General features: G+C 49.4%; 23 protein-coding genes and 1 pseudogene. 12 read left to right on the forward strand and 12 right to left on the reverse strand.

The window, feature by feature from the left end:
* Positions 1–21: 21 nt before the first annotated feature.
* The 8 genes from W01_RS10460 (at position 22) to W01_RS10495 (ending at position 10,142) form a co-directional block, all read left to right on the forward strand.
* On the forward strand, positions 22–279 hold the full coding sequence (locus W01_RS10460) for a DUF2024 family protein (RefSeq protein WP_173054480.1): 258 nt from the start codon (positions 22–24) through the stop codon (positions 277–279).
* Between the two features lie 308 nt (positions 280–587).
* Positions 588–974: a RidA family protein gene (locus tag W01_RS10465; RefSeq protein WP_173054482.1), complete on the forward strand. Its 387-nt coding sequence runs from the start codon at positions 588–590 to the stop codon at positions 972–974.
* Positions 975–1,016: 42 nt separating this feature from the next.
* Positions 1,017–3,041, forward strand: a complete 2,025-nt coding sequence (gene recG, locus W01_RS10470) for an ATP-dependent DNA helicase RecG (RefSeq protein ID WP_198421281.1) — start codon at positions 1,017–1,019, stop codon at positions 3,039–3,041.
* Positions 3,034–3,642: a chorismate--pyruvate lyase family protein gene (locus tag W01_RS10475; protein WP_173054484.1), complete on the forward strand. Its 609-nt coding sequence runs from the start codon at positions 3,034–3,036 to the stop codon at positions 3,640–3,642. The genes recG and W01_RS10475 overlap by 8 nt, the downstream gene beginning before the upstream one ends.
* Entirely contained in the window at positions 3,639–4,517 is an 879-nt protein-coding gene (ubiA, locus tag W01_RS10480) for a 4-hydroxybenzoate octaprenyltransferase (RefSeq protein ID WP_173054486.1), read from the forward strand. The genes W01_RS10475 and ubiA overlap by 4 nt, the downstream gene beginning before the upstream one ends.
* Before the next feature lie 77 nt (positions 4,518–4,594).
* Positions 4,595–4,954 carry a hypothetical protein gene (locus W01_RS10485; RefSeq protein WP_173054487.1) on the forward strand — a complete coding sequence of 120 codons (360 nt, stop codon included), beginning with the start codon at positions 4,595–4,597 and terminating at the stop codon, positions 4,952–4,954.
* Between the two features lie 797 nt (positions 4,955–5,751).
* Positions 5,752–9,663, forward strand: coding sequence for an RHS repeat-associated core domain-containing protein (locus W01_RS10490; protein ID WP_173054488.1), 3,912 nt, complete (start codon positions 5,752–5,754; stop codon positions 9,661–9,663).
* Positions 9,651–10,142: a hypothetical protein gene (locus W01_RS10495; RefSeq protein WP_173054489.1), complete on the forward strand. Its 492-nt coding sequence runs from the start codon at positions 9,651–9,653 to the stop codon at positions 10,140–10,142. Before W01_RS10490 ends, W01_RS10495 begins: the two co-directional genes overlap by 13 nt.
* A gap of 486 nt (positions 10,143–10,628) precedes the next feature.
* On the opposite strand, the gene corA is transcribed toward W01_RS10495, so the two are convergent.
* On the reverse strand, positions 10,629–11,588 hold the full coding sequence (gene corA / locus W01_RS10500) for a magnesium/cobalt transporter CorA (RefSeq protein WP_173054490.1): 960 nt from the start codon (positions 11,586–11,588) through the stop codon (positions 10,629–10,631).
* 218 nt (positions 11,589–11,806) lie between these two features.
* The gene (locus W01_RS10505; RefSeq protein WP_320416763.1) at positions 11,807–12,217 is read right to left on the reverse strand and encodes a phage integrase N-terminal SAM-like domain-containing protein; all 411 of its coding nucleotides are present in this window, start codon (positions 12,215–12,217) and stop codon (positions 11,807–11,809) included.
* Between the two features lie 204 nt (positions 12,218–12,421).
* Between W01_RS10505 and W01_RS10510 the strand changes: the two genes are divergently transcribed.
* A complete protein-coding gene (locus W01_RS10510) occupies positions 12,422–12,796 on the forward strand; it encodes a GNAT family N-acetyltransferase (protein WP_173054491.1) in 375 nt (124 codons plus the stop codon).
* 277 nt (positions 12,797–13,073) lie between these two features.
* Here the strand turns inward: W01_RS10510 and nusB are convergent, their stop codons facing one another.
* The 8 genes from nusB to ybeY form a co-directional block, all read right to left on the reverse strand.
* Positions 13,074–13,550 (reverse strand): transcription antitermination factor NusB, encoded by a 477-nt coding sequence (gene nusB / locus W01_RS10515; protein WP_173054492.1) that lies wholly within the window; start codon positions 13,548–13,550, stop codon positions 13,074–13,076.
* Entirely contained in the window at positions 13,547–13,999 is a 453-nt protein-coding gene (gene ribH, locus W01_RS10520) for a 6,7-dimethyl-8-ribityllumazine synthase (protein WP_173054493.1), read from the reverse strand. The genes nusB and ribH overlap by 4 nt, the downstream gene beginning before the upstream one ends.
* Before the next feature lie 89 nt (positions 14,000–14,088).
* Positions 14,089–15,183 (reverse strand): bifunctional 3,4-dihydroxy-2-butanone-4-phosphate synthase/GTP cyclohydrolase II, encoded by a 1,095-nt coding sequence (ribBA, locus tag W01_RS10525; RefSeq protein WP_173054494.1) that lies wholly within the window; start codon positions 15,181–15,183, stop codon positions 14,089–14,091.
* Positions 15,184–15,188: 5 nt separating this feature from the next.
* Positions 15,189–15,779 (reverse strand): riboflavin synthase, encoded by a 591-nt coding sequence (locus tag W01_RS10530; protein WP_173054495.1) that lies wholly within the window; start codon positions 15,777–15,779, stop codon positions 15,189–15,191.
* A 220-nt stretch (positions 15,780–15,999) separates the two neighbouring features.
* Positions 16,000–17,112, reverse strand: a complete 1,113-nt coding sequence (ribD, locus tag W01_RS10535; RefSeq protein ID WP_173054496.1) for a bifunctional diaminohydroxyphosphoribosylaminopyrimidine deaminase/5-amino-6-(5-phosphoribosylamino)uracil reductase RibD — start codon at positions 17,110–17,112, stop codon at positions 16,000–16,002.
* 2 nt (positions 17,113–17,114) lie between these two features.
* Positions 17,115–17,594, reverse strand: a complete 480-nt coding sequence (gene nrdR, locus W01_RS10540; RefSeq protein WP_173054497.1) for a transcriptional regulator NrdR — start codon at positions 17,592–17,594, stop codon at positions 17,115–17,117.
* A gap of 92 nt (positions 17,595–17,686) precedes the next feature.
* Positions 17,687–18,958: a serine hydroxymethyltransferase gene (gene glyA, locus W01_RS10545; RefSeq protein ID WP_173054498.1), complete on the reverse strand. Its 1,272-nt coding sequence runs from the start codon at positions 18,956–18,958 to the stop codon at positions 17,687–17,689.
* Positions 18,959–19,082: 124 nt separating this feature from the next.
* On the reverse strand, positions 19,083–19,562 hold the full coding sequence (gene ybeY, locus W01_RS10550) for an rRNA maturation RNase YbeY (protein WP_173054499.1): 480 nt from the start codon (positions 19,560–19,562) through the stop codon (positions 19,083–19,085).
* A 22-nt stretch (positions 19,563–19,584) separates the two neighbouring features.
* On the opposite strand from ybeY, the pseudogene W01_RS14720 reads away from it, so the two are divergent.
* Together W01_RS14720 and tsaD are read left to right on the forward strand one after the other, a co-directional pair.
* Positions 19,585–19,659: pseudogene (locus tag W01_RS14720) on the forward strand ((2Fe-2S)-binding protein); the annotation flags it as partial.
* A 182-nt stretch (positions 19,660–19,841) separates the two neighbouring features.
* Entirely contained in the window at positions 19,842–20,864 is a 1,023-nt protein-coding gene (tsaD, locus tag W01_RS10555) for a tRNA (adenosine(37)-N6)-threonylcarbamoyltransferase complex transferase subunit TsaD (RefSeq protein ID WP_173054500.1), read from the forward strand.
* Between the two features lie 6 nt (positions 20,865–20,870).
* Here tsaD and plsY read toward each other — a convergent pair whose 3' ends face one another.
* Complete coding sequence (gene plsY, locus W01_RS10560; RefSeq protein WP_173054502.1) at positions 20,871–21,467, reverse strand: glycerol-3-phosphate 1-O-acyltransferase PlsY; 597 nt, start codon at positions 21,465–21,467, stop codon at positions 20,871–20,873.
* Between the two features lie 93 nt (positions 21,468–21,560).
* On the opposite strand from plsY, the gene folB reads away from it, so the two are divergent.
* The gene (gene folB, locus W01_RS10565) at positions 21,561–21,923 is read left to right on the forward strand and encodes a dihydroneopterin aldolase (protein WP_173054504.1); all 363 of its coding nucleotides are present in this window, start codon (positions 21,561–21,563) and stop codon (positions 21,921–21,923) included.
* 28 nt (positions 21,924–21,951) lie between these two features.
* Here folB and tyrS read toward each other — a convergent pair whose 3' ends face one another.
* Positions 21,952–23,157, reverse strand: a complete 1,206-nt coding sequence (tyrS, locus tag W01_RS10570) for a tyrosine--tRNA ligase (RefSeq protein ID WP_173054506.1) — start codon at positions 23,155–23,157, stop codon at positions 21,952–21,954.
* Positions 23,158–23,212: the final 55 nt, after the last annotated feature.

A 23,212-nucleotide genomic window follows, 5' to 3' on the forward strand; every position in this document is an offset into this window, starting at 1 on the left:
AAAATTAGTTAAGGAGCGAATATGGACATTCACGTCTATGACACTTATGTAAAAGCTAAAGATGGCCACACGATGCACTTTGATGTCTTTACTGCAGTTAAGGATGATCAGAAAGCGATCGAATTCGCTAAAGAGTGGTTAGTTTCAATTGGTGAAGGTGATGCAATTATTACGAGCAAAGAATGCAATTTTTGCCACACTCAAAGCGCCTCCAGCAATGTTGTTGAAGCGATTAACAAGGATGGGTACTTCATCTACAAGATGGAAGGTTGTAAGTAATAGCCTGGTGCTTCAAAAGAAGATATGGGAAACTATTTTTAATAAATGATTCCAAATTTGGTAGCACAGCCCCATTCATTTTGGATTTAAAACAGCTGTGCTACCATTTTCAGCAAGAAATTATTTCGTCCAGACCGAGGATGGCGCACAAAAATAGATACTTTTATATCAACTTGTTTTTTGAAGCCTTCTGGGGCCAAGCGCATCCCGGTTACAAAATGCGAAGTTAAGTAGTTCAAGTTTTATCTTTTCCCATACTATATTTATTGCCCGGCTAAATTGTGTCCGGCAACACACAGGAGCCAGTAATGTCTAACAAAAAAGTGATTCAAACCCTTGACGCACCAGCCGCTATTGGCATTTATTCGCAAGCTGTTTGCGTAGACAATACAGTGTATCTTTCCGGCCAAATCGGATTGGATCCCAACACGATGCAAATGGCAGAAGGAATTGAGGCGCAGATTCATCGCGTATTCCAGAACCTGCGCGCGGTGGCCGGTGCTGCCGACAGCAGCTTGAATGATGTGGTGAAGCTCAATATTTATCTTACTGACATGAACAGTTTCGCCAAAGTGAACGAAATCATGACGTCCTATTTCCATCAGCCCTACCCGGCGCGTGCCGTGGTAGGCGTGGCGGCACTGCCGCGAGGCGCGTTGGTGGAAATGGATGGCATATTGTGCATGCAGGACTAGACCGCACCTTCTGTGCCGCCCCGGTGTTTTAGTATTTCAAACGTGCTCCCCGCCACCATTCCTGAAGCCACATTAACCAAGCTTGCAAAACTTGGTATTCACAGCCGCTTCGATCTGGTGCTCCATTTACCGCTACGTTACGAGGACGAAACCCGGGTGACGCAAATCGTCGAGCTTGTTCATGGTGTGAGCACGCAAGTGGAAGGCGAGATCATCCACAATGAAGTGATATTCCGCCCACGTCGTAGCCTGATCTGTCAATTGCAGGACAGTAGTGGTGTGTTGCATCTAAGGTTTTTGAATTTCTACCCAAGCCAGCAAAAGCAACTCGAAGTAGGAAAGAAAATCCGCGCCTTGGGTGAAGTGCGTATGGGTTATTTCGGCATGGAGATGGTGCATCCAAAATGTCGCGTCGCGGGTGAAAGCACACCGCTAAAACAAGCACTGACACCTGTTTATCCAACTACCGCAGGCCTGCCACAAGCTGCACTGAGCAAGCACATTCAGGCTGCCTTGAATGAGCTTGAACTGCCTGATACGCTGCCCGCAGATTTACTCACACGCTTGAAACTTCCCAGCTTTGCCGATAGCGTAAGGTTGTTGCACAATCCCCCGTCCGACATTGATGAGGATGCGCTGCTTAAACGCACTCATCATGCTTGGTTGCGCATTAAGTTTGATGAATTGTTGGCGCAGCAACTTTCTATGCGGATACATTATCGCAAGCGACGCAGTCGCAATGCGCCGCGCCTGCGGGCACTCGGCCATTTTACCCAGCAACTGTTGCAGACATTAACCTTTAGTCTAACCACCGCTCAACAAAAGACCTTGCGCGAAATCAGTCGCGATCTTGAGCAAGCGCATCCGATGCAGCGTCTGCTGCAAGGCGATGTGGGCAGTGGTAAAACCATTGTTGCGCTGCTGGCCGCCTTGCAAGCGATAGAAAATGGCTATCAAGTGGTATTGATGTCGCCCACCGAAATACTTGCCGAACAGCACTATCACAAATTACGGGATTGGCTGGAACCGCTTGGCATTAGTCCCGTATGGCTTTCTGGCAGCCTGAAGAAAAAAGATAAGCAAGCCGCTATCGAACGTATCGCGCAAGGCGAAACGCAGTTGGCCATTGGCACGCACGCGTTGTTTCAGGATCAAGTTATATTCCCCAAGCTGGGACTGGTTATTGTGGATGAGCAGCATAAATTCGGCGTGCAGCAACGTTTAGCGCTGCGCGGCAAGGGCGACGAGCCGCACCAGTTGATGATGAGCGCTACCCCCATCCCACGTACTTTGGCGATGAGTTATTACGCCGATCTCGATGTCTCAGTAATCGACGAATTGCCGCCAGGGCGCACGCCTGTTATCACTAAACTGGTTAGCGATAACAGACGCGAAGAGGTACTTGCGCGCGTTCGCCAAGCCTGCCTTGCAGGGCAGCAGGCTTATTGGGTATGCCCGCTGATTGATGAATCGGATACGCTGGAATTGCAGACTGCACTGGAAACACACCAGAGACTGGCACAAGCACTGCCTGATCTGCGAGTAGGTCTGGTGCATGGCAAACTGAATACCACCGAAAAATTACACGCGATGGCCGCGTTCAAAATGGGTGAAACGCATCTCTTGGTGGCGACCACGGTGGTCGAAGTCGGCGTGGATGTACCTAATGCCGCCATGATGGTGATTGAGCACGCCGAACGCATGGGATTGGCTCAGCTGCACCAGTTGCGTGGACGTGTCGGGCGTGGTGCTGCGCAGAGTTTGTGTATTTTGCTATTTCAACAACCGCTTTCTGAATTAGCACGCGCGCGCCTGAAAATCATTTACGAAAATACGGATGGTTTTGAAATCGCTCAGCAGGATTTGAGCCTGCGCGGCCCGGGTGAGCTGTTGGGCGCACGCCAAAGCGGCGTCCCTATGCTGCGTTTTGCCGATGTCACCGAAGATGCTGCTTTGCTCAATTGTGCGCAAGCTATTGCTGACGAAATGCTGTGTAATTTTCAGCAGGAAGCACGCGCACATTTGCAGCGATGGATGGCGAATAGGCAAGATTATCTACATGTCTGATACTTATTTGGTACGCGCGCGTGTTTTACCTGGTGAGCAGAGCGAAGCGAGGCTTACGAAACCGATTTGGGGAGCAGAATCCTGGCGCACCTTTCTGCCTGGCATCGAAGCGGGCTATGCGCCCTGGCTGCGTACCGATGGATCACTTACATTGCGTATTCAGCAACGTTGCGAAAATTTCAGTGTGTGTAACGTGCATAATCGTCTGACAACTGCCATTTATGATGAGACGGCACTGCTTGGCTTGCCCGCTCAGCAGAAAATTTATACACGTGAGGTGTTCTTGCATGCCGATGGTAAACCTGTGGTATTTGCGCATAGCGTGGTTGCTGCCGAGCATTTGTGCGGTGCCTGGCACGCGCTGCGAAATTTGGGCAATCGTCCGTTAGGCGCACTATTGTTTACCCATCCGCTGGTGCGCCGCTCAGTGTTGCATTTTCACGCACTTAAACCTAATCACCCGCTATATCGACGCGCTGCCATTGCCCTCGATACGCCACCACAAAAACTGTGGGCACGGCGTTCGCTGTTTATCTTACGCAACGCACCTCTGTTGGTGACGGAAATTTTTTTGCCGGATATTCTGGCGCTGAAAAAATGAATTTCAACGAGCGAATAAACCTGTATATCAAGCTAACGAGGCTCGATCGCCCCATTGGCATCCTGCTGCTGCTGTGGCCTACATTATGGGGTGTATGGATCGCGGGCAACGGCCAGCCGGCATGGAGCATCGTCGCTATTTTTGTACTCGGCACAGTGTTGATGCGCTCTGCAGGTTGTGCTATCAATGACTATGCTGACCGTGATTTCGATAAGCAGGTAAAGCGTACCCAAGATCGTCCTATTACCAGTGGAAAACTTGCGCCGAAAGAGGCTTTGTGGCTGGCGGCTGGGCTCTCGCTTCTCGCCTTTCTATTAATTTTGCCGCTCAATGGATTGACACTGCTATTGTCTATTCCCGCTCTGTTCTTCGCCGCCAGCTACCCCTATACCAAACGTTTTTTTGCCATTCCCCAAGCTTACCTCGGCATCGCATTCGGCTTTGGAATCCCGATGACATTCGCAGCACAACTCGGCAGCGTTCCCGCCATAGCATGGTGGCTATTAATCGCCAATATATTTTGGGCGATTGCTTACGACACCGAATACGCGATGGTGGATCGGGACGATGACATACACATAGGCATCCATTCCTCCGCACTATTTTTCGGTAAATACGATATCGCTGCGGTGATGATCTGTTATGGCGTTACTTTGGCCATACTCGCCGTTGTCGGCAGTATGCTGGGGCTAGGCATGGTCTACTACACTGGTTTATTGTGCGCGGCAGGTATCGCCATCTACCACTACACTTTGATTCGCAAACGGCAGCGTGAAGCTTGCTTTAAGGCTTTCCTGCACAACAACTGGTTTGGTGCTGCGGTGTTCGTGGGTATTGCGCTGGATTATCTGCTGCGCTTGTCGAGAGCTTCATAATCAACTTTGAAATCATAATAGTTGGCCGGAGCAGTTCTATTCGGGTAGCATCACCATCGCCAGAATAGCAAACGGATGTGCGTTTTTCATCGTTTCATGGCCGCATACAAGTCATCAATATGCCGCACCAATACATCGGAGCGCCGTTCAGCCCGATTAACAGTAAAGAAGTATGTGCCTCCCAATGCATCGGCACGTCGGTAACGCATCTATTTATCCACGCCTGTGATATTGGGCTTCAATTCATTCAGCCCAACCGAGTTAAGCACTGGCGGATTCAAGTTCGAAGTGCAACACGGGTTGCATCAGGTGTTTTCATTGCCTTTTTAAGTTTGATCGATACTTCTGGCGGCATCAAGGGCAAGCACCACACGTGGCGCGGCTTAGCCGCCCTTGACCCCGCCAGAAGTATCAACCCCTTGGTCTTTATGCAATAAAGGTGAATTGGCAATGTGTTGCACTTCGAACTTGAATCCGCCACTCGTTTGGCGTTTCCCCTAGAACCGCTCGCCAGTAGAAATCGGCCATTCGTCCCATATAAATGGACAGCATTGGATATAAAATAATATATCAATCATTAAAGTTCGATAATGGTAAACCCAGCAACCTGTCAAACTTATCTCACAACCCATTGATCAAATTTATGCACTTACTATTTAGACAATGCACTTCAGAGTTGAATCCGCCAATGATTAAAATTTTGTTTGTATTTTTTTCGTTTTTTGGAAGTAATGTTTTTGCTGTTCAGGGCACGTCTGTTAGCTGTGACAATGTAGTTGGATTTACAGTTACTGGTCAGTTTCTATGGACAGATGGAGCAGAACCTACGTGGTTTGCAGCGGTTGCCCCTATTGTAACTGCTGCAGGTTTGACCCCCTCCTTAACAATAAGAGCCGCTCAAGAATCGGCACTTGCCCTATTGCCTATCACCATATCTCAATCTTATCCAGATAATAGTTATGGAGATACAAATATATTAAAAACTTGGGATCGCATTGTATATATAGATCCATATTTCAATCTAGTTCCTTCTGAAGTTGAATATACTGAAAGTGGTTCTCTCTATAGTGCATATCTGGGATCATCTTATAGTTATACACATCCAATTCCCTATGAGCTTCTGTGGATAAATTCAACTCCCGTAAATGTTGGTGGTAATTGTGTTTGTACTTCCCCGAAAGTTGATAGTCTTGACCATCAATCTTGCATAATACCAGCCGTCGTTACGCCGAACTTGCCTCCGGGCGTCCCGCCTGACGAGTTGGGCGAAGGCTCAGCGAGTTGCCCCGCTGGGGATGATCAGGTAACTGCCCCCGCCGATGCTGATCTGTTATCAATAAATGGATACGACACATCAAGCTGGAGTGGCGATTCTCTCAGTGACGTGTCTACAAGCTATTCTTTTTATGGTAATCAATCCGGAATGGATGGGGGCAGTGGCGACTCCTCGGGTTACGATATTTTTGCGGGCGATCCAATCAACACTGCCATCGGCAATGTTGTTGAATCAGCACGCGACTATCGAGGCAGCGGACCGTTCCCAGTCAATTTTTCCCGAACCTATAATAGCTTGCCCTCACTGGTTCCCGGCTTTGTCAATAGTTTGGGGGGGAACTGGCGCGGCACCTACGATGCCAACATCGTTACCCATGAGGGCGATGTCTATGTGTATCGTCCCGATGGCAAGGCAGTTAAATTCACCCTGGTCAATGGCGCTTATGCGTCGGCAAGCGACGTCGTCGCCACACTGACGACCGTACAGGCAAGCGGGAAGCCAGCGGGATGGATTTATACGACAGCAGTCCACACAGTCGAAACATATGATGTCAATGGCCATTTGAAGTCCATTGCAAACAGAAACGGCTTGGTCCAAACGTTGGCGTACGACGGCAATGGTTCGCTCACCAGCGTAACTGATCCTTTCCGACGCGTGCTGAACTTTACCTATGATGCCTCAAAGCGGCTGGTGACATTGACCGGACCGGATCTCGCCACGATTCGATATGCTTACGATGCGAATAACAACCTGACCTCAGTCACCTATCCAGACAGCACGACGACCGGATACCAATATCAAAACAGCGCATTCCCAAGCCTGCTGACCGGTCGAATTGATGCGAAAGGTGTGGTCGTCTCGACCTGGACCTATGACAATCAAGGACGCGCGATTGGCAACCAGCTGGCAAACGGCGTAGCGGCTGTCACTGTCATGTACAACCAGGACAGTACCGACGTTATCGATGTCCGCGGCGTGACCCGCACGCGCCAGTTTAAACGTATTGGTAGCACCCAGAAACTCGTCAGCATGACAGTAGCGTGCAGAGACTGCGATGCCGGACTATTGCGCACCGTCAGCCATGATAGCAACGGATTTGCCACGGGCAATACTGATTTCAGTGGTTTTATGGCCCAGAACACGCGCGATTCGCGCGGCTTGGCGTTGACCGAGACAGTGGCAGCGGGAACGCCACTGGCGCGCACCATCAAGTACACCTGGCATCCCATATTTCCAAATCTGACCAGCATTGTTTTGCCGAACAACCAGAGCTCTCAGTTTGAATATGACGACAAAGGTAATCTCACCAAGCGGACGATGACGGCCGATGGCGTAAGTAGAGTTTCAACGTACCAATATAACGCTGCCGGACAATTGATACACGTAACAAACCCCGGCGCCGATGGCAAGAATGTCACGACATTGACCTACGATAAGCAGGGCAATCTCGCCAGCGTCACGAATGCGTTAAATCAATCCATACATTTCACCCAATACGATGCCAATGGCCGTTTGCTCAGCCTGACCGACCCGCGTGGCCGTTCGACAACCTTCACATACGATGCCAATGGCCGCCGGACGAGCATCACGACCGGCGCGTTGGTCAGCAAATTTACCTACAACGCCAACGGCCAACGCGCCAGCGTCTCGCTAGCTGACGGCAGCATACTTGACTATGCTTATGACGACGCGCACCGTTTGACGGATGTAATTGATACACGAGACACCAACCTGCATTTAACCCGCGATGCAGCCGGAAACGTAACGCAACGCACGATGACTGTTGCCAGCGGCGCCGTGGTCCGCAGCCGTGCGTTTGCATACGACCAGCGCGGACGTCTGCTGCAAGTGACAGGAAACAGTGGGCAGAAAACCGTCTACACCTACGATAGGACAGGGCACTTGCTTTCGGTATCCGATGCCCTCAGCCGCACCAATCAAACCCAGTACGATGAGTTGCAGCGCTTGATTCAGTCAATCGATGCGAAGGGTAATATCACCGCCTATGACTACGACGTCAATGATAACTTGGTCGGCGTGACCTCACCCAGAGGGGTAGCGACGCAATACCAGCGGAATGGCTTTGGACAAGTAATAAAGTTGATCAGCCCCGATACTGGCCAGACGTCATATCAATATGATACGGCAGGCAAATTGATTGCAGCCACCGACGCCCGTGGCAAGAGCGCCCGTATGCGCTACGATGTGCTGGGCCGACCGACGCAAATCAACTTGGCGGAAGATCAGCAGGTGTCGCTTACGTATGACCAAGGCCATTACGGCATCGGTCGATTGACCGCTGTCAACAATCCCACCAGCGGCAATTCCTATCAGTACGATGTAAATGGCCGCGTCGCGTTACAAAGACAAACCATCGGTAACGTTTCCGAAGAGGTCAAATATGACCATACGGAGATCGGCCAGCTGACCTCAATGCACTATCCCAGTGGCATGGCAATACAGTATGCGTATGCCGCCGATGGCAAGACTGTCAGCCTCAACCTTAACGGCACGTCGTTATTGGGCCAGATCAAATACCAAGCTGACGGTCAAATCGGACAATGGACGTGGGGTAATACACGGGTCACATCCCGCTCCTTCGATATTGATGGTCGTCTTACCGCCTTCAGTAAGGCCGGCAGCAGTGCCACGATTGCGTATGACAACGCCGACCGCATCGTCAACATGGCCGACAGCAGCGGCCCGAGCCGGACGCAAGGGTTCGCTTACGATAACAACGATGCGCTGACCAATTACACAGCCAATGCCACGACCCAACGCTACCAATATGATGAGGACGGCAATCGCACGGCGCAAGGTAACGGTGGTGCAATTGCCAATTATGCGTATGCCAGTGGCAGTAACCGGTTGTTGAAACTGACGGGTAGTCAAAAAGCTACCTTGCAATACGATGCAGCCGGCAATATCGTAGCAGATGGCGCTAACCGCTATACCTACGATACACTCGGACGCCTGGTGCAGGTAAGCAATGTAGCGGGCAGCACGCGTTACCTGTTCGATCCGCTGGGTCAGCGTGTTGCGAAACTAAATGGCAGAGGCAAGGATGGTGAAGACGACGGCGGAGATAACGAAGACAGCAAGACCGCCACGACATACTTCACCTACGATACAGTCGGCCACCTGATTGGAGAATACAATCGTCAGCGTAGCCAATCGACCGAATACGTATGGCTGGACAATGCACCGGTTGCAGTGCTGAAGAAAAACGGGAACGCTCCGGCTCAGCTGTACTATGTGCATACCGATCATCTGGGCACCCCACGACAAGTCACCAATAGCGCGACTAATGCTGTGGTTTGGGAATGGTTTGGTGAGCCGTTCGGCACCAGTGTGCCGGATGAGGATCCAGGTCACACCGGCAAGAAATTCACCCTGAACTTGCGCTACGCGGGTCAGTACTATGACAAGGAATCGAGCTTGTTCCACAACGGATTCAGAGATTACAATCCAAAAATCGGGCGGTATGTGCAAAGTGATCCGATTGGGTTGAAGGGTGGGATTAATACCTACACCTATGTTGGTGGGAATCCGCTGTCTAGAGTGGATCCAATGGGGTTGGATTGGTTTAGGCCGGCAGATCACTCTTACGTTGTTGGACGAAAGGATTCGATTGTCGAGCCTGGCAAAGGGCTTGGAAAGTTTATCGATGATAATGTGCCTGCAGGTCACACTTTTGGATCACTGCATGATGCCGGGGTAAATGCCTATTTGAATGAAGGGTACCCGGATTGGCTCGTAAATATTCCAACAATGCCTAGCTATTACTGGGAGGCGCTCGTGAATGAGACGGCGGACAGCATCATGAAACTCTTAGGTAAGAAGCCTGGGAGCGATTCATGTTCCAAGTAACGATGCAACTTGCCAAACTAAGGGTCTTATCGTTTTTGCCTTGGAACACGTTCACTGTGCTTCTTGCTTTGGTGACAATGATGCCCATCGTCGCATGCGCTGATCGACGCGAAGAGGTTACGCACCTGAAGCCATACAGCGAGATGGTGGGCACTAAGTATCGCATTGCAGGCAATGTGGCAGCGTACGGAATTTATAGATACCCGCAGCGAGACAAGATCCTCTATGCGGCGATCATTCCAGAGCCTGGTATTGCTGGGCCAGAGGTCGCTTACAGAGTTCAGATTCCCGTAGGCGCCATCTTGTCTATACAGAAAGCAATAAAAAGTAGTGCGCTGTTGAGTTCAACGATTGAGTATTCTGTGGCCGTCACCAGCGCACAGATTTCCAAAGATGTAGAGTTACGACTTGAGTTAAGTCGAGGCAATGAAGGGGATGGATTGTCCCTAAATCCAAAGCTTTACGAACGGGTCAATTAGCTGATGCTAGCAAGCGTAGCCTGGGCTACCGTAGGTTGGCGCTGAGCTTGCGAAGCCCAACATCACAGGATAGAGCTTCCTCGTCAATTTCTCGCCTCGCATTCGCCTTCCCGGTCATTGTCATAGACTCGCCTTTGTTCGAGTGCTCTCGAAAACAAGATGGAGAATTGGAACTCATTGAGGTCTCAAACAGTGAGTTTCTATTCTCTGCACATATCCCGGATTACATCGGTTGCAGTGTCAAGGTCATTATGAAAGAACATCTGCCTGATTTTGCGCGATGGGCGAAAGAACTGGCGAACACCATTTGAGGAGAACTCAAGGATGAAGAAGCCAATACCTTCAACGCTAAGCTAGGTTGTGCTGAATGAAATGAAGCCCCAACATCTCACCACTCATCATAATCATCTACTCCATCACCCATTTCCCCACCCCAATTCGAAGAAATTAGCCCGGTTGGGCTGAATGCGATGAAGCCCAACCGGGCTATTTCAACCAGCCCTTGCGATGAAATATCCAGAATGGCACCACAACCGACAACGCCATTAATAAAAGTGCGAACGGATAACCCAGGCTCCAGTTGAGTTCGGGCATATGCGCGAAGTTCATGCCATAGATGGAGGCAATAAGCACCGGTGGCAGCAGCGCCACTGAAGATACCGAGAACAAGCGCACAATCTTGTTCTGGTTGACGTTAATAAAGCTGATGGTGGCGACCATCAGGAAGTTGATCTTGTCGAACAGGAAACTGGTGTGTCCGTCCAGTGAGTCAATGTCCTGCATGATCTGGCGTACATCGTCCATTTGTGTAGGCGTGAGCAATTTACTGCGCATCAGAAAGGATATTGCTCTGCGAGTATCCATGACGTTGCGGCGTATACTCCCATTGAGGTGCTCAGCATGTGCGATATTGATCAATACGGAAGAAGCATGTTTGTCGCTGAGCTTGGCATTGAGTACCTTGCTGCTCACTTGCCCCAGATCGGCATACACTCTTTCCAGCGCATCGGCGGAGAACTCCATATCCATTGAATACAAATTAATCAGCACATCCTTGCAGTCCTCCAGATCGTCCGGCTGCCCGTGGTTTGTCAAACGCCTTTGGTAAAACACCGGCAAGTCTTCCTCATGCACGCTGAAAAGAGTGTTACCGGACAGCACAAAAGCTACAGTGACACTGCGTGAACTACTTTCTTTGCCGAGCAGGAAATCGGAGCGCAAATGCAGCTCATTGTTTTCCTCATGGAATCGTGCGCTGGCCTCAATATCTCGTAAATGCTCGGGCTTTGGCAAAGTCAAGTGATAAGCTTGCTCTATCCATTTACGTTCCTCGTCAGTGGGTGCAACAACATCAATCCATATTGGATGGTCGGAGCGAAGGTCATCTTGCTCATCCAGATGTATTTTATTCAGGCGGCCGTTGCTGAGTGTGTAGGCGTTGATCATGGTAAATTTCCTGCATTGCGTATGCTGTAAGACTAGCAGAAATTATGGGTAATTTAAAAATTGGCAGCCGCGGATCAACCAATAAATTTTTGGATGGAAAAATATATTGCCAGCCCACTCACATCCCGCATTGGGATATTTTTTGTCCAGCGCGAAAGGCAAATATACCTCGCCCAACCCCGCTGCCAAATCTTCTTCATGCAAAGCTTTAACCTTAATCAAATGTGCATGCAAGTTACCACAATCGATTCAGGCAACATCGTCCCCCTATCCTTAAAACCCTTGCTTTCACGCACAATAATCTCATGCCGCGCAAACTCCACATCCTTCACCCGCAGCCGCATCGCCTCCATCAAGCGCATCCCGCCACCATACAACAACGAAGCGATCAACAAATGCGAACCAGTCAACCGCGACAACACCGCCTGCACCTCGCTCACCGTTAAGACGACGGGTAATTTTTTCGGGGCTTTGGTTTGTGTGACGTTATCCAACCACGGTAATTTGATTTCCAACACCTCGCGGTATAGAAACAATAACGCCGATTTCGCTTGATTTTGGGTTGAAGCAGAGACCTTGCCCGCGACGGCCAGATGCGTCAGAAACGCCTCGACTTCCTGTGCAGCCAAATCTTTCGAGTGGGTCTTGTCGTGGAAGTAAATATAACGTTTAATCTAGAGAAGCACTGATTAACTCGCGTTTCAGAATTTCACACAATTAAAAATCACATTAAAACAATGCACTACATGAATGTTTTGGAGATTACACCTCGAAGGTGCTTTTATCAGAATTTTTAGGGTGTCTAATTTACATTATGCCCTTTGGAGGCTTGCATGGACCAATTCGGGATGACTATACAATTCACGGACAAGAATGGAAGGGTAATCGATATAGAAATCCCCGATGACTGGTCGCCCAAAGTTGGGGCGTACCATAGCGGCAAGAAGATTGGCCATCTTGCATTCGCCGAATACAACGACATTGCCGTCCTGGAGAGTGCGGATGTTCTTCCCGCATATCAGAAGTCAGGCATTGCTTCGCAAATGTTCAAGGAGCTAATTGAGCTTAATGATGATGTCTATGTCCCAAATAGGTGTTGGAGCTCAGCAACGGGGCATGAGTTCTACCTATCGACTGAAGGTGCTGCTTTAGTGAATGCTTGCATGCGATTAGGAATATTGTCTGAAAAGCATGAGGCGCCTTGGTAAATGGCATAACAATTCGCTGCAGGGTCGACGGCCCTGAGTTGCATTTTGCCAAGCAACAGAGTGAATGACCCAGTCATGTTTTACGGGATTGTAATGGATGTAATCGACGGGCCGTGCGCGATCAATCTCCTCTTGGGCTGTTGACTTATATAAATTGGGCGGTTCAATTACCGATATAAAGTCAATCATTGGAGCGGCAAGCGGGGGAGCGTTTCAGTGATTCGAATGGTGAATTGAATTGTTTGACCTTGCACGGCTGATACGTCGGCAATTACTTTCACGCAACAATTTTGCCGCTATCTCCGCCTACTTCAACTGCGCGAACTTGCGCGGCCACTTTGTCCAGCACGCCGTTAACGAACTTGTGCCCGTCTGTACCCCCAAAGGTTTTGGCAAGTTCTACCGCTTCGTTGATAACCACACGATAGGGAATTTCTGGATGATGTATTAATTCATACGTGCCGATCAGCAGCACAGAAAACTCAACTGGACTGAGTTCATCCAGGGTGCGATCAAGATGGATAGTAACAATCGTCTCAATATCAGCATGTTGTGTTAGCACTCCACGCAGCAGCTTACTGAAAAACTCCGCATCGTAGCGGCCCATTCCCTTTTCAGCGCGGATCTGTTTTTCGATTTGCTCTGGATCGTCGTTAGTCAGGCGCCATTGATAGATACCCTGCAAAGCGAGTTCGCGCGAGCGGCGACGCGAACTTTTGGGTGGTGCTTTCGCCTTGATGGCTGGTTCGCTCATGCCAATTCCTTCAATAAATTTGCCATCTCAATCGCCACCAGCGCAGCTTCTATGCCTTTGGTGTTCATGCGTTTCTCTGCCTGCTCATCGATATCGGTTGTAAGAATGGCATTGGCGATGGGCAAGCTATTATGCAGTTGCACTTCGCTGACCCCGCGTGCGGATTCATTCGCTACAATTTCGAAGTGGTAAGTATCCCCGCGAATTACCGCGCCCAGCGCTATAAGCGCGTCGAACCTTCCGCTTTGCGCCATGCGTTGCAGCACTAACGGGATTTCCAATGCGCCCGGCACGCTTGCCAGCGTGATGTCCGCATCGCTCACACCTTGCTGGACAAGCTGCGCACGACAGGCAGCCAGAAGACCTTCGCAAATCACCGGGTTGAAGCGGCTTTGTACGATGCCAATACGCATTCCTGCGCCGTTCAGATTCTTTTCGATTTCTTTCATAATTTATCCTGATAGCCCGCCCCACTTACCTTGGTCAGGAAAGACTGGAAGAGCTTGTAATGTGACAGGTAATTGGAGATACCCCTGATTTATTCGTGTTGTGCATAACCAACAACTTCCAGACCAAATCCCGCCATGCTCGGCAGTTTGCGCGGGGTAGCAAGCAGGCGCATTTTGCCGACATTCAGATCGCGCAGAATCTGGGCTCCAATGCCGTAACTGCGCAAATCCCACTGGGGAATATGGTGGGCCTCAGGCATTGCTTCAGCACGTGCTAACAAGTCACTCGAAGTTTCGTTGCGATGCAATAACACCAGTACCCCAGCGGATGAGAGACTAATTTTCAGCATGGCATCATGCACACTGATTGAGTTTGTGAAACTTGTCTGCTCTAGAAAATCCAGTACTGATAGCGGTTCATGCACGCGCACCAGCGTTTCAATTTGCGGCTGGATGTCACCTTTAACCAATGCCAGATGGGTGCGCTGAGTCGTTTTGTCCACATAGCTGATTAGATCGAACATGCCATAAGCAGTTTGCACGGTACGTTTTGCCACACGCTCAACCAATTTTTCATGCTGGCTACGATGTTCGATCAGGTCGGCGATGGTGCCGATTTTCAAGCCATGCAGTTGCGCGAAGGTTATCAGGTCGGGCAAGCGTGCCATTTCGCCATCATCTTTTAAGATTTCGCAGATAACCGAGGCAGGGGTTAGCCCCGCTAATTGTGCCAAATCACAACCCGCTTCGGTATGGCCAGCGCGCACCAGTACACCGCCCTTCTGTGCCATCAGTGGGAAAATATGTCCCGGCTGTACGATGTCAGCAGGCTTGGCATTTTTATTCACGGAAACCTGCACGGTGCGCGCACGATCGGTTGCAGAAATCCCCGTTGTCACACCGCTCGCCGCTTCAATGGACAGCGTGAAATTGGTTCCCAGCGGAGAACCATTGTCGCGCACCATTAATGGCAGGTTAAGTTGCTTGCAATGCGCGTCGGTCAATGTAAGACAAATTAGTCCGCGGCCATGCTTGGCCATGAAATTTATTTTCTCAGGCGTAACGAATTCGGCGGCAAACAATAGATCGCCTTCGTTCTCACGGTCTTCTTCGTCCACCAGCACCACCATGTTTCCGGCGCGGATTTCAGCAATAATGTCTTGTATCGGTGCAATATCCGTCATGTTTCCTAACCTCGTGCCTGCATAATACGTTCAACGTAACGCGCGATAAGGTCAATTTCTACGTTGACCTTACCGCCAGCACGCAATTCATTCAGCGTGGTTACCTCTAATGTGTACGGAATCAAATTCACGCTGAACACATCATCTTCAACCTGATTCACTGTCAGGCTCACTCCATTGAGTGTGATGGAACCTTTTACCGCGATGTATTTTGCTAATAATTGCGGCACACGTACGCTAAGTTTCCAGCTTTCTTGCAGGTCGGTGAATTCCACTACTTCGCCCACGCCATCCACATGACCACTCACCAGATGCCCGCCCAGCCGGTCAGCCAAGCGCAGCGCTTTCTCCAGATTGACACGAACACCCTGTACCAACCCGACCGTACAATTCAATGTCTCTCGCGAAACATTGACGCTGAAACGATTACCTTCAATTTTTACGACAGTGAGACACACGCCGTTCACAGCAATGCTGTCGCCAAGTTGCACGTCCTCCATGCCGAGCGCACGAGTGATTATGGAGAGACTCAAGCCTCCATCACGGTCTTCCGTGCATTCAATGATGCCTACATCTGCGATGATGCCACTAAACATGGTGCATTCTAATTTCGTGGGATGCATGCAACTTAACGTAGGCCAACAATTCTTTCCGTTGATGTTTGGCTTGCATAATTAACTCAATTAAATTTGTCTAGAATATTGCATATATATTTTGATTACTCATGATCGGGATGCTCTGCTTACCTGTTCAGTAAAATAAATAATCGCTGTGGGCGATAGTTTTTACGTGATGTATGCCCGAATAAATATTCATTTATGCATGCTTCACTCGTGCCACGATACGTAAATCTTTACCGACATTACGCACATCCTGCCATTCCAGTTCCATGCGCTGGTACAGCATCGTTAATTCACCCAGCTGCGCCATTCCACGCGCCCTATCACCGAGCAACTGCGGTGCTACATACAGTACTAATTCATCTACCAGTCCCGCTTGAAGCAGCGCGCCATTCAATATACTACCCGCTTCCACCAGCACTTCGTTGCAGTCGCTTGCAGCCAGATCGCGTAGCATCGCAATTAGATCTACACGCCCCGAAACATCCGGCAATACGACTACGCGCGCATCCAGTTTTTCGAATGAGGCTATTTTCTGTAAATTGGGTGTGGCAGTATAAATCACCACATTACCATCACACAGGATACGTGCTGTTAGCGGCAATTGCAGCTGGCTATCCAATACCGCACGCAATGGCTGACGTATGGCTTTTATCTCAGAGGCACCCAATTTGAGCTCACGCACGTTAAGCTGCGGATCATCAGCCAGCACCGTACCGATGCCGGTAAGAATCGCGCAAGAGCGTCCGCGCCAGTGTTGCACATCTTGCCGTGCGGCTACGCCGGTAATCCACTGGCTTCTGCCATTATTTAATGCGGTACGGCCATCCAGACTCATGGCGATCTTGCTGCGTAGCCACGGTAAGCCGCGCGTCATACGTGAAAAAAACCCAATGTTTAATTCACGTGCCGCAATTTCCATTAATCCGTACTCAACTTCGATACCCGCAGCGCGTAATTTTTCTATACCTTGTCCTGCCACCTGCGGATTAGGATCTTGCATTGCTGCTATCACGCGAGTCACACCTGCATCAATCAACGCATCGGCGCAAGGGGGCGTTCTGCCCTGATGGCTGCAAGGTTCCAGCGTAACGTAAGCAGTTGCACCGCGTGCCGCTTCTCCGGCTGCGCGCAATGCATGTACTTCCGCATGAGGTTCGCCCGCATATTGGTGCCAACCCTCTCCCACGATCTTGTCGTCGCGTACCAGCACACAGCCGACTCTCGGATTGGGGCTGGTGGTATACAGACCACGCTCTGCCAGCTGCAACGCTTTAGCCATCCACAAGCTATCTTGCGGGGACAGCATGTTTAACTCGCTCGCGATTTGTATTTTGCAGGTGCTTTGCGTACCGCTTCGACCGCCTCAGAAAAATCTCTCACATCCTGGAAGCTCTTGTACACCGAAGCGAAACGAATGTAGGCCACCTTGTCCAGCTTCAACAATTCCTGCATGACCATCTCACCGATTTGCCGGGAGCCGATCTCACGTTCGCCGAGAGCGAACACTCTTTGTGTCACATAATCTATGGCTGCATCCACCAGCTCTGTAGGAACCGGGCGCTTGTGTAACGCACGATTAAAACTTGTGCTCAGCTTTTCTGCATCGAATTCAGTGCGCATGCCGTTCTGTTTGACCACCTGCGGCATTCGCAACTCGACCGTTTCATAGGTGGTGAAGCGTTTTTCGCAAGATAGGCAGCGGCGGCGGCGGCGGATGCTATCACCTTCTTCGTTTTCGCGAGTGTCCACCACTTGGGTGCCAGGGCCTTTGCAAAAAGGACATTTCATAGGATTGAAGAACGAAAAGCGGGAAACGATAATCGAAAACAGGAAATTGAGGTATCACGATACAAACAAAGAATCGTCATACCTCGGCTTTTTTAATCCTCTTTCCTTCTTTTGTTATTGTGACCATATACTGGAAATTTCGCGCACAGCTGCTTCACATCTGCAGTTACGCGGTTAATTACCGCATCATCATTCGGTGCATTCAGTACATCCGCAATCAGGTGTGCCAGTTTCTCCGCTTCTAATTCTTTAAAGCCGCGCGTGGTCATTGCCGGGCTACCGATGCGAATACCGCTGGTAACGAATGGTTTTTGTGGGTCGTTAGGGATGGCGTTTTTGTTCACTGTGATGTGCGCACGCCCTAGCGCCGTCTCGGCGTCTTTGCCGGTGATTTGCTTGGATTGCAGATCCACCAGGAACATATGGCAGTCGGTATGCCCGGACACAATGCGCAGACCGCGTTCCTGTAATACCTTAGCCATCACACGGGCGTTATCAATCACCTGTTTCTGGTATTCCTTGAATTCCTTGCTCATCGCCTCTTTAAACGCCACGGCTTTGGCGGCGATTACATGCATCAATGGGCCGCCCTGTACACCAGGGAATATCGCGGAATTAAGGACTTTTTCAAATTCCGCCTTAGCCAAAATAATACCGCCACGTGGGCCGCGCAGAGTCTTATGGGTGGTGCTGGTGACAAAATCAGCGATGCCCACTGGGTTGGGATAATAACCCGCTGCCACTAGTCCGGCGTAGTGAGCCATGTCCACGAACAAATAGGCTCCCACGCTGTCGGCGATGGCGCGGAAGCGCTTCCAGTCGATCACCAGCGCATAGGCGGAAGCACCGGCAACGATCATTTTGGGCTTATGTTCCTGAGCCAGTTTTTCCACTGCGTCGTAGTCAATCTCTTCTTTTTCGTTGAGGCCGTAAACAATGGCGTGATACAACTTGCCACTCAGATTTACAGAAGCGCCATGAGTCAGATGGCCGCCATGCGCCAGCGACATACCGAGGATGGTGTCGCCCGGTTTGAGCACCGACAGATATACCGCTTGATTGGCTTGAGAGCCGGAATGTGGCTGTACATTGGCATACTCAGCACCGAATAAAGCTTTTACGCGATCAATTGCCAATTGTTCCGCCACGTCTACGTATTCACAGCCGCCGTAGTAGCGCTTTCCGGGATACCCTTCGGCATACTTGTTAGTCAGCTTGCTGCCCTGCGCTTCCATCACTGCAGGGCTGGTGTAATTTTCTGAAGCGATCAATTCAATATGATCCTCCTGTCGGCGATTTTCATCCTGGATTGCTGTCCATAATTCGGGATCGGTATGAGCAATAGTGTTTTTGCTAGAGAACATGACGGGTTTCCAATAGGTCAGTGAAAAGGGAAAGGCGTGTATTTTATCACGTTGGCTGGGAACAAACCTATTACAGCTGTATGGACGTTTGCGCTTCGTGGCTTGCTTTTTAAGCTGCTTTGAATCAAGCCTCGCTTTCTACAACTTTGTAAGGATCAACATACCCTAATTTTGCCAGCAACTTGGTTTCAAACGCTTCCATCACAGCGGCATCCTGTTCATTTTCGTGGTCATATCCTTGCAAATGCAGGGCAGCATGGATGGCGAGATGAGCGTAGTGAGCTCGCAAATCCTTGTGTTGCTCGCGCGCTTCCTGTTCTATCACTGGCGTGCAAATTACGATATCGCCATAGAGTAAATCGGCATTATTAGGCAACGAGTCGGTATCTGTATATCCAAACGTAAGTACGTTCGTAGCGTAATCCTTGCCGCGAAATTTTTTGTTCAGCGCACGCCCTTCTATTTCGTCGACGATACGCAGCACTATTTGCACATCGCGTTGTAAAGCCGTTTTTATCCAACGGCGGAACTGCTGACGTGTGGGCAGATTTATTCCCTCGATCGCATATTGCACTGACAGTGATAATTTATGTGCGGTCATCATCTTCAATTTAAAACCAAGTTAGCGAACAACGTGTTGTATGCACTATAGGTGCGATAATAACGGTTCTCCCAAATATTCAGAAGCGATCTCGCAATAATTTTATCTGACTTTTTTCAAGTACTAGTGTCAAGTACCAGCCTCAAGTACTAGTCGAAACATGAAGATTCAGATAATTAATTCGGTAGTTCGAGCCAGGAGTTATACATCTTTTGCAATCTGGCGGGTATTACGGGGTCACGCAAACGCTACAATATGTCCTCATTATAAATAACTGTCACTATGAAACTGATTTTGGGTATTGAAAGCTCGTGCGATGAAACCGGTGTCGCCATATATCACGCCGAGCGTGGATTGCTAGCGCATGCACTGCATACACAAGTGGCCATGCATAATGAATACGGCGGCGTAGTGCCGGAGCTGGCGTCACGTGATCACATCCGTCGCATGCTCCCCTTAATACGTTTGGTCGCCGATGAAGCCGGATGTCACCTGCAAGATTTGAACGCCATTGCGTATACCCAAGGCCCGGGTTTGTCTGGTGCACTATTAGTAGGCGCAAGTATCGCTTGTTCGCTGGCGTATTCATTGAATATTCCGGCCATTGGCATTCATCATCTGGAAGGACATTTATTATCTCCTTTGTTATCCGATTCCACATTGAAATTTCCTTTCATCGCGCTATTGGTTTCCGGTGGGCATACCCAACTTATGCGTGTGGATGGCGTGGGTAAATATATTTTATTAGGGGAAACATTGGACGATGCCGCTGGTGAAGCTTTCGATAAGAGTGCCAAGCTTCTTGGACTTTGCTACCCAGGAGGCCCTGAGCTGGCTAAACTGGCTAATCAAGGTCGGCCCGGTCATTTCCATTTGCCACGCCCTATGCAACATAGCGGCAATCTGGATTTCAGCTTCAGCGGGCTGAAGACGGCAGTACTGACCCTAACTCGTCAACACACACTAGATGAACAAACTCGGGCCGACATTGCCTATGCAACGCAAGAAGCAATCGTGGAAGTGTTGACTACCAAGTCGTTGGCTGCACTAAAACAAACTGGACTTAATCAACTAGTGATCGCCGGCGGGGTAGGTGCAAATCAACATCTTCGTGCGCAACTAAACGAAGCGGCCAGCAAAAACGGCTTTCGTGTGTTCTACCCTGATCTTGAATTTTGCACTGATAACGGTGCCATGATTGCCTTTGCCGCAGTCCTACGTCTGCAAGAGCAAGAGATGAAAAGTGATTACCGCTTCAATGTCAGGCCGCGCTGGGACTTGCAACAATTCAACTATTCCGAATGACCGTCCTTACTTCTTAGCAATGCGGCTTTCTTTGCCTGCTAATAAATTCTGAATGTTGCTCTTGTGGCGCCAGAACAACAATAATGAGATCCCCACCAACGTGAATACGTACTCAGACGGCAAGGCCAATGCCATAGCATAGATAGGCGCACCTACGGCCGCCAGTAATGCTGCCAGTGACGATAGGCGGAATACCAATGCCACCAATATCCAAGTTGCCAATACCGCCAATCCTAACCACACATTAAGCGCCAGCAGTACACCTAATGCAGTAGCCACGCCCTTGCCGCCTTTGAAGCGCAGGAATATAGGAAAAAGGTGGCCAAGAAATACCGCAAGCGCCACTGCTGCAACCAGCAGCGAATTGCCATCCTGTGGCTCAAAATGTTGAACCACCCACACTGCCAGCCAGCCCTTCGCTGCATCACCTAATAATGTCAATATTGCAGCCCATTTATTGCCACTACGCAGCACATTGGTCGCACCCGGGTTATGCGAACCGTAAGTGCGTGGATCGGGTAATGCAAATAATCGGCTCATTATCACCGCGAAAGAAATTGAACCCAATAAATAAGCACACACAATAAAACCCAAGATTTTCATTTGAAATACCTTAAAATGCGCTAGTGGCAAACTCTTTTTTTGAATTTGTTAAAACAAGCAGACGCAAGCCAATCAAACTCAAATAGCTTTTTCATGGATATTATTTTTCTACGCGAACTCAAAGTTGAAACGCTCATTGGTGTATACGAATGGGAGAAGCGTGTTCCGCAAACTTTGCAGCTAGATATGGAGATTGCCTTGCCAAATGCTCGCGCCTGTCAGAGTGACGATATACACGATGCACTTGATTACTCCGAAATTGTGCGTCACATCCAAAGCGCGCTAAGTAACCACCACTTCAACCTGCTAGAAGCACTGGCCGAACGCATTGCCCAGATTCTGCTTATTGATTTCAACGTGCCATGGGTCAAAGTTAGCGTTGCCAAATTAAATGCCATACGTGACAGTCGCATGGTGGGCATCAGCATTGAACGCAGGCAGGCTAAATCAAACTGAAACTAAAATTTCAAATACCTAACTCAGTCTAATTTATCGTTACTCGCGCAAATTTGCGCTTGCCTACCTGAGCCACCACCATTCCCCCCGTTTGTAGTTGCAGGGTTTTGTCGATTACCCGTTCGCCATCCAGCTTTACTGCTCCCTGAGTAATCATACGCAGGGCTTCCGATGTACTTTCTACCAGTCCGGCCTGCTTGAGTAATTGAGTAATACCGATAATCCCAGTACTAGCGGAAACCGTTATCTCCGGCATGTCTTCCGGCAGCACACCTTGTTTGAAACGAGCCTCGAATTCAGCTAGCGCTTTTTCGGCTGCGGCTCGGTTATGGAAGCGCGTAACTATTTCTTGCGCCAGCAACACTTTAATATCGCGCGGATTACGTTCTTGTTCTACCTCTGCACGCCATTTGGTAATGGTACTCATAGACTCAAATGACAGCAACTCCAGATAACGCCACATCAAGTTGTCTGAAACAGACATTAATTTGCCAAACATTTCCTGAGGCGATTCGTTGATGCCGATATAATTACCAAGGGATTTAGACATCTTGTTTACTCCATCCAACCCTAACAATAATGGCATGGTAAGCACGCACTGTGGAGATTGGCCGTAATGTTTTTGCAACTCGCGTCCCATGAGCAGATTGAATTTCTGATCTGAACCACCTAATTCCAGGTCAGCTTTAAGCGCCACAGAATCGTAACCCTGTATCAAGGGATAAATAAATTCATGGATGGCGATTGCTTGATTGTTCTTGTAGCGTTTGCCGAAATCATCGCGCTCCAGCATACGCGCAACAGTATGGGTAGCTGCTAGCTTAATTAAGTCAGCCGCACTAAATTTGTCCATCCAAGTAGAATTAAAAACAATTTCGGTTTTATCCGGATTCAGTACCTTGAATACTTGCTCACGGTAACTTTGCGCATTTTCTAATACTTGTTCGCGTGATAGCGGGGGGCGGGTCATATTTTTGCCAGTCGGATCGCCTATCATGCCGGTAAAATCGCCAATCAAAAATAGCGCATGGTGACCAAGCTCCTGTAACTGCCGCATTTTGTTGAGCAATACAGTATGTCCAAGATGCAAATCCGGTGCGGTTGGATCAAACCCGGCTTTGATGCGTAAAGGACGACCTAGTACCAATTTTTGATTTAATTCAGTTTCCAACAGCAACTCGTCGCAACCACGTTTGATCACGTCTATTGTTTCAATTGTTTCATTTAAGGTCATGTTGAGCAGATTCTTATATGTTCATTATTAATTGGGGTAAATAAACACTCACTTG

The sequence above is a fragment of the Candidatus Nitrotoga sp. AM1P genome (genome assembly GCF_013168275.1).
Taxonomy (GTDB): Bacteria; Pseudomonadota; Gammaproteobacteria; order Burkholderiales; family Gallionellaceae; genus Nitrotoga.

What these genes read in the sequence shown, in the direction of transcription:
- W01_RS10460 (WP_173054480.1), top strand. Translation starts at nt 22, where the DNA reads ATGGACATTCACGTCTATGACACTTATGTAAAAGCTAAAGATGGCCAC.
- W01_RS10465 (WP_173054482.1), top strand. Translation starts at nt 588, where the DNA reads ATGTCTAACAAAAAAGTGATTCAAACCCTTGACGCACCAGCCGCTATT.
- W01_RS10475 (WP_173054484.1), top strand. Translation starts at nt 3,034, where the DNA reads ATGTCTGATACTTATTTGGTACGCGCGCGTGTTTTACCTGGTGAGCAG.
- ubiA (WP_173054486.1), top strand. Translation starts at nt 3,639, where the DNA reads ATGAATTTCAACGAGCGAATAAACCTGTATATCAAGCTAACGAGGCTC.
- W01_RS10495 (WP_173054489.1), top strand. Translation starts at nt 9,651, where the DNA reads ATGTTCCAAGTAACGATGCAACTTGCCAAACTAAGGGTCTTATCGTTT.
- corA (WP_173054490.1), bottom strand. Translation starts at nt 11,588, where the DNA reads ATGATCAACGCCTACACACTCAGCAACGGCCGCCTGAATAAAATACAT.
- W01_RS10510 (WP_173054491.1), top strand. Translation starts at nt 12,422, where the DNA reads ATGGACCAATTCGGGATGACTATACAATTCACGGACAAGAATGGAAGG.
- nusB (WP_173054492.1), bottom strand. Translation starts at nt 13,550, where the DNA reads ATGAGCGAACCAGCCATCAAGGCGAAAGCACCACCCAAAAGTTCGCGT.
- ribH (WP_173054493.1), bottom strand. Translation starts at nt 13,999, where the DNA reads ATGAAAGAAATCGAAAAGAATCTGAACGGCGCAGGAATGCGTATTGGC.
- ribBA (WP_173054494.1), bottom strand. Translation starts at nt 15,183, where the DNA reads ATGACGGATATTGCACCGATACAAGACATTATTGCTGAAATCCGCGCC.
- W01_RS10530 (WP_173054495.1), bottom strand. Translation starts at nt 15,779, where the DNA reads ATGTTTAGTGGCATCATCGCAGATGTAGGCATCATTGAATGCACGGAA.
- ribD (WP_173054496.1), bottom strand. Translation starts at nt 17,112, where the DNA reads ATGCTGTCCCCGCAAGATAGCTTGTGGATGGCTAAAGCGTTGCAGCTG.
- nrdR (WP_173054497.1), bottom strand. Translation starts at nt 17,594, where the DNA reads ATGAAATGTCCTTTTTGCAAAGGCCCTGGCACCCAAGTGGTGGACACT.
- glyA (WP_173054498.1), bottom strand. Translation starts at nt 18,958, where the DNA reads ATGTTCTCTAGCAAAAACACTATTGCTCATACCGATCCCGAATTATGG.
- ybeY (WP_173054499.1), bottom strand. Translation starts at nt 19,562, where the DNA reads ATGATGACCGCACATAAATTATCACTGTCAGTGCAATATGCGATCGAG.
- tsaD (WP_173054500.1), top strand. Translation starts at nt 19,842, where the DNA reads ATGAAACTGATTTTGGGTATTGAAAGCTCGTGCGATGAAACCGGTGTC.
- plsY (WP_173054502.1), bottom strand. Translation starts at nt 21,467, where the DNA reads ATGAAAATCTTGGGTTTTATTGTGTGTGCTTATTTATTGGGTTCAATT.
- folB (WP_173054504.1), top strand. Translation starts at nt 21,561, where the DNA reads ATGGATATTATTTTTCTACGCGAACTCAAAGTTGAAACGCTCATTGGT.
- tyrS (WP_173054506.1), bottom strand. Translation starts at nt 23,157, where the DNA reads ATGACCTTAAATGAAACAATTGAAACAATAGACGTGATCAAACGTGGT.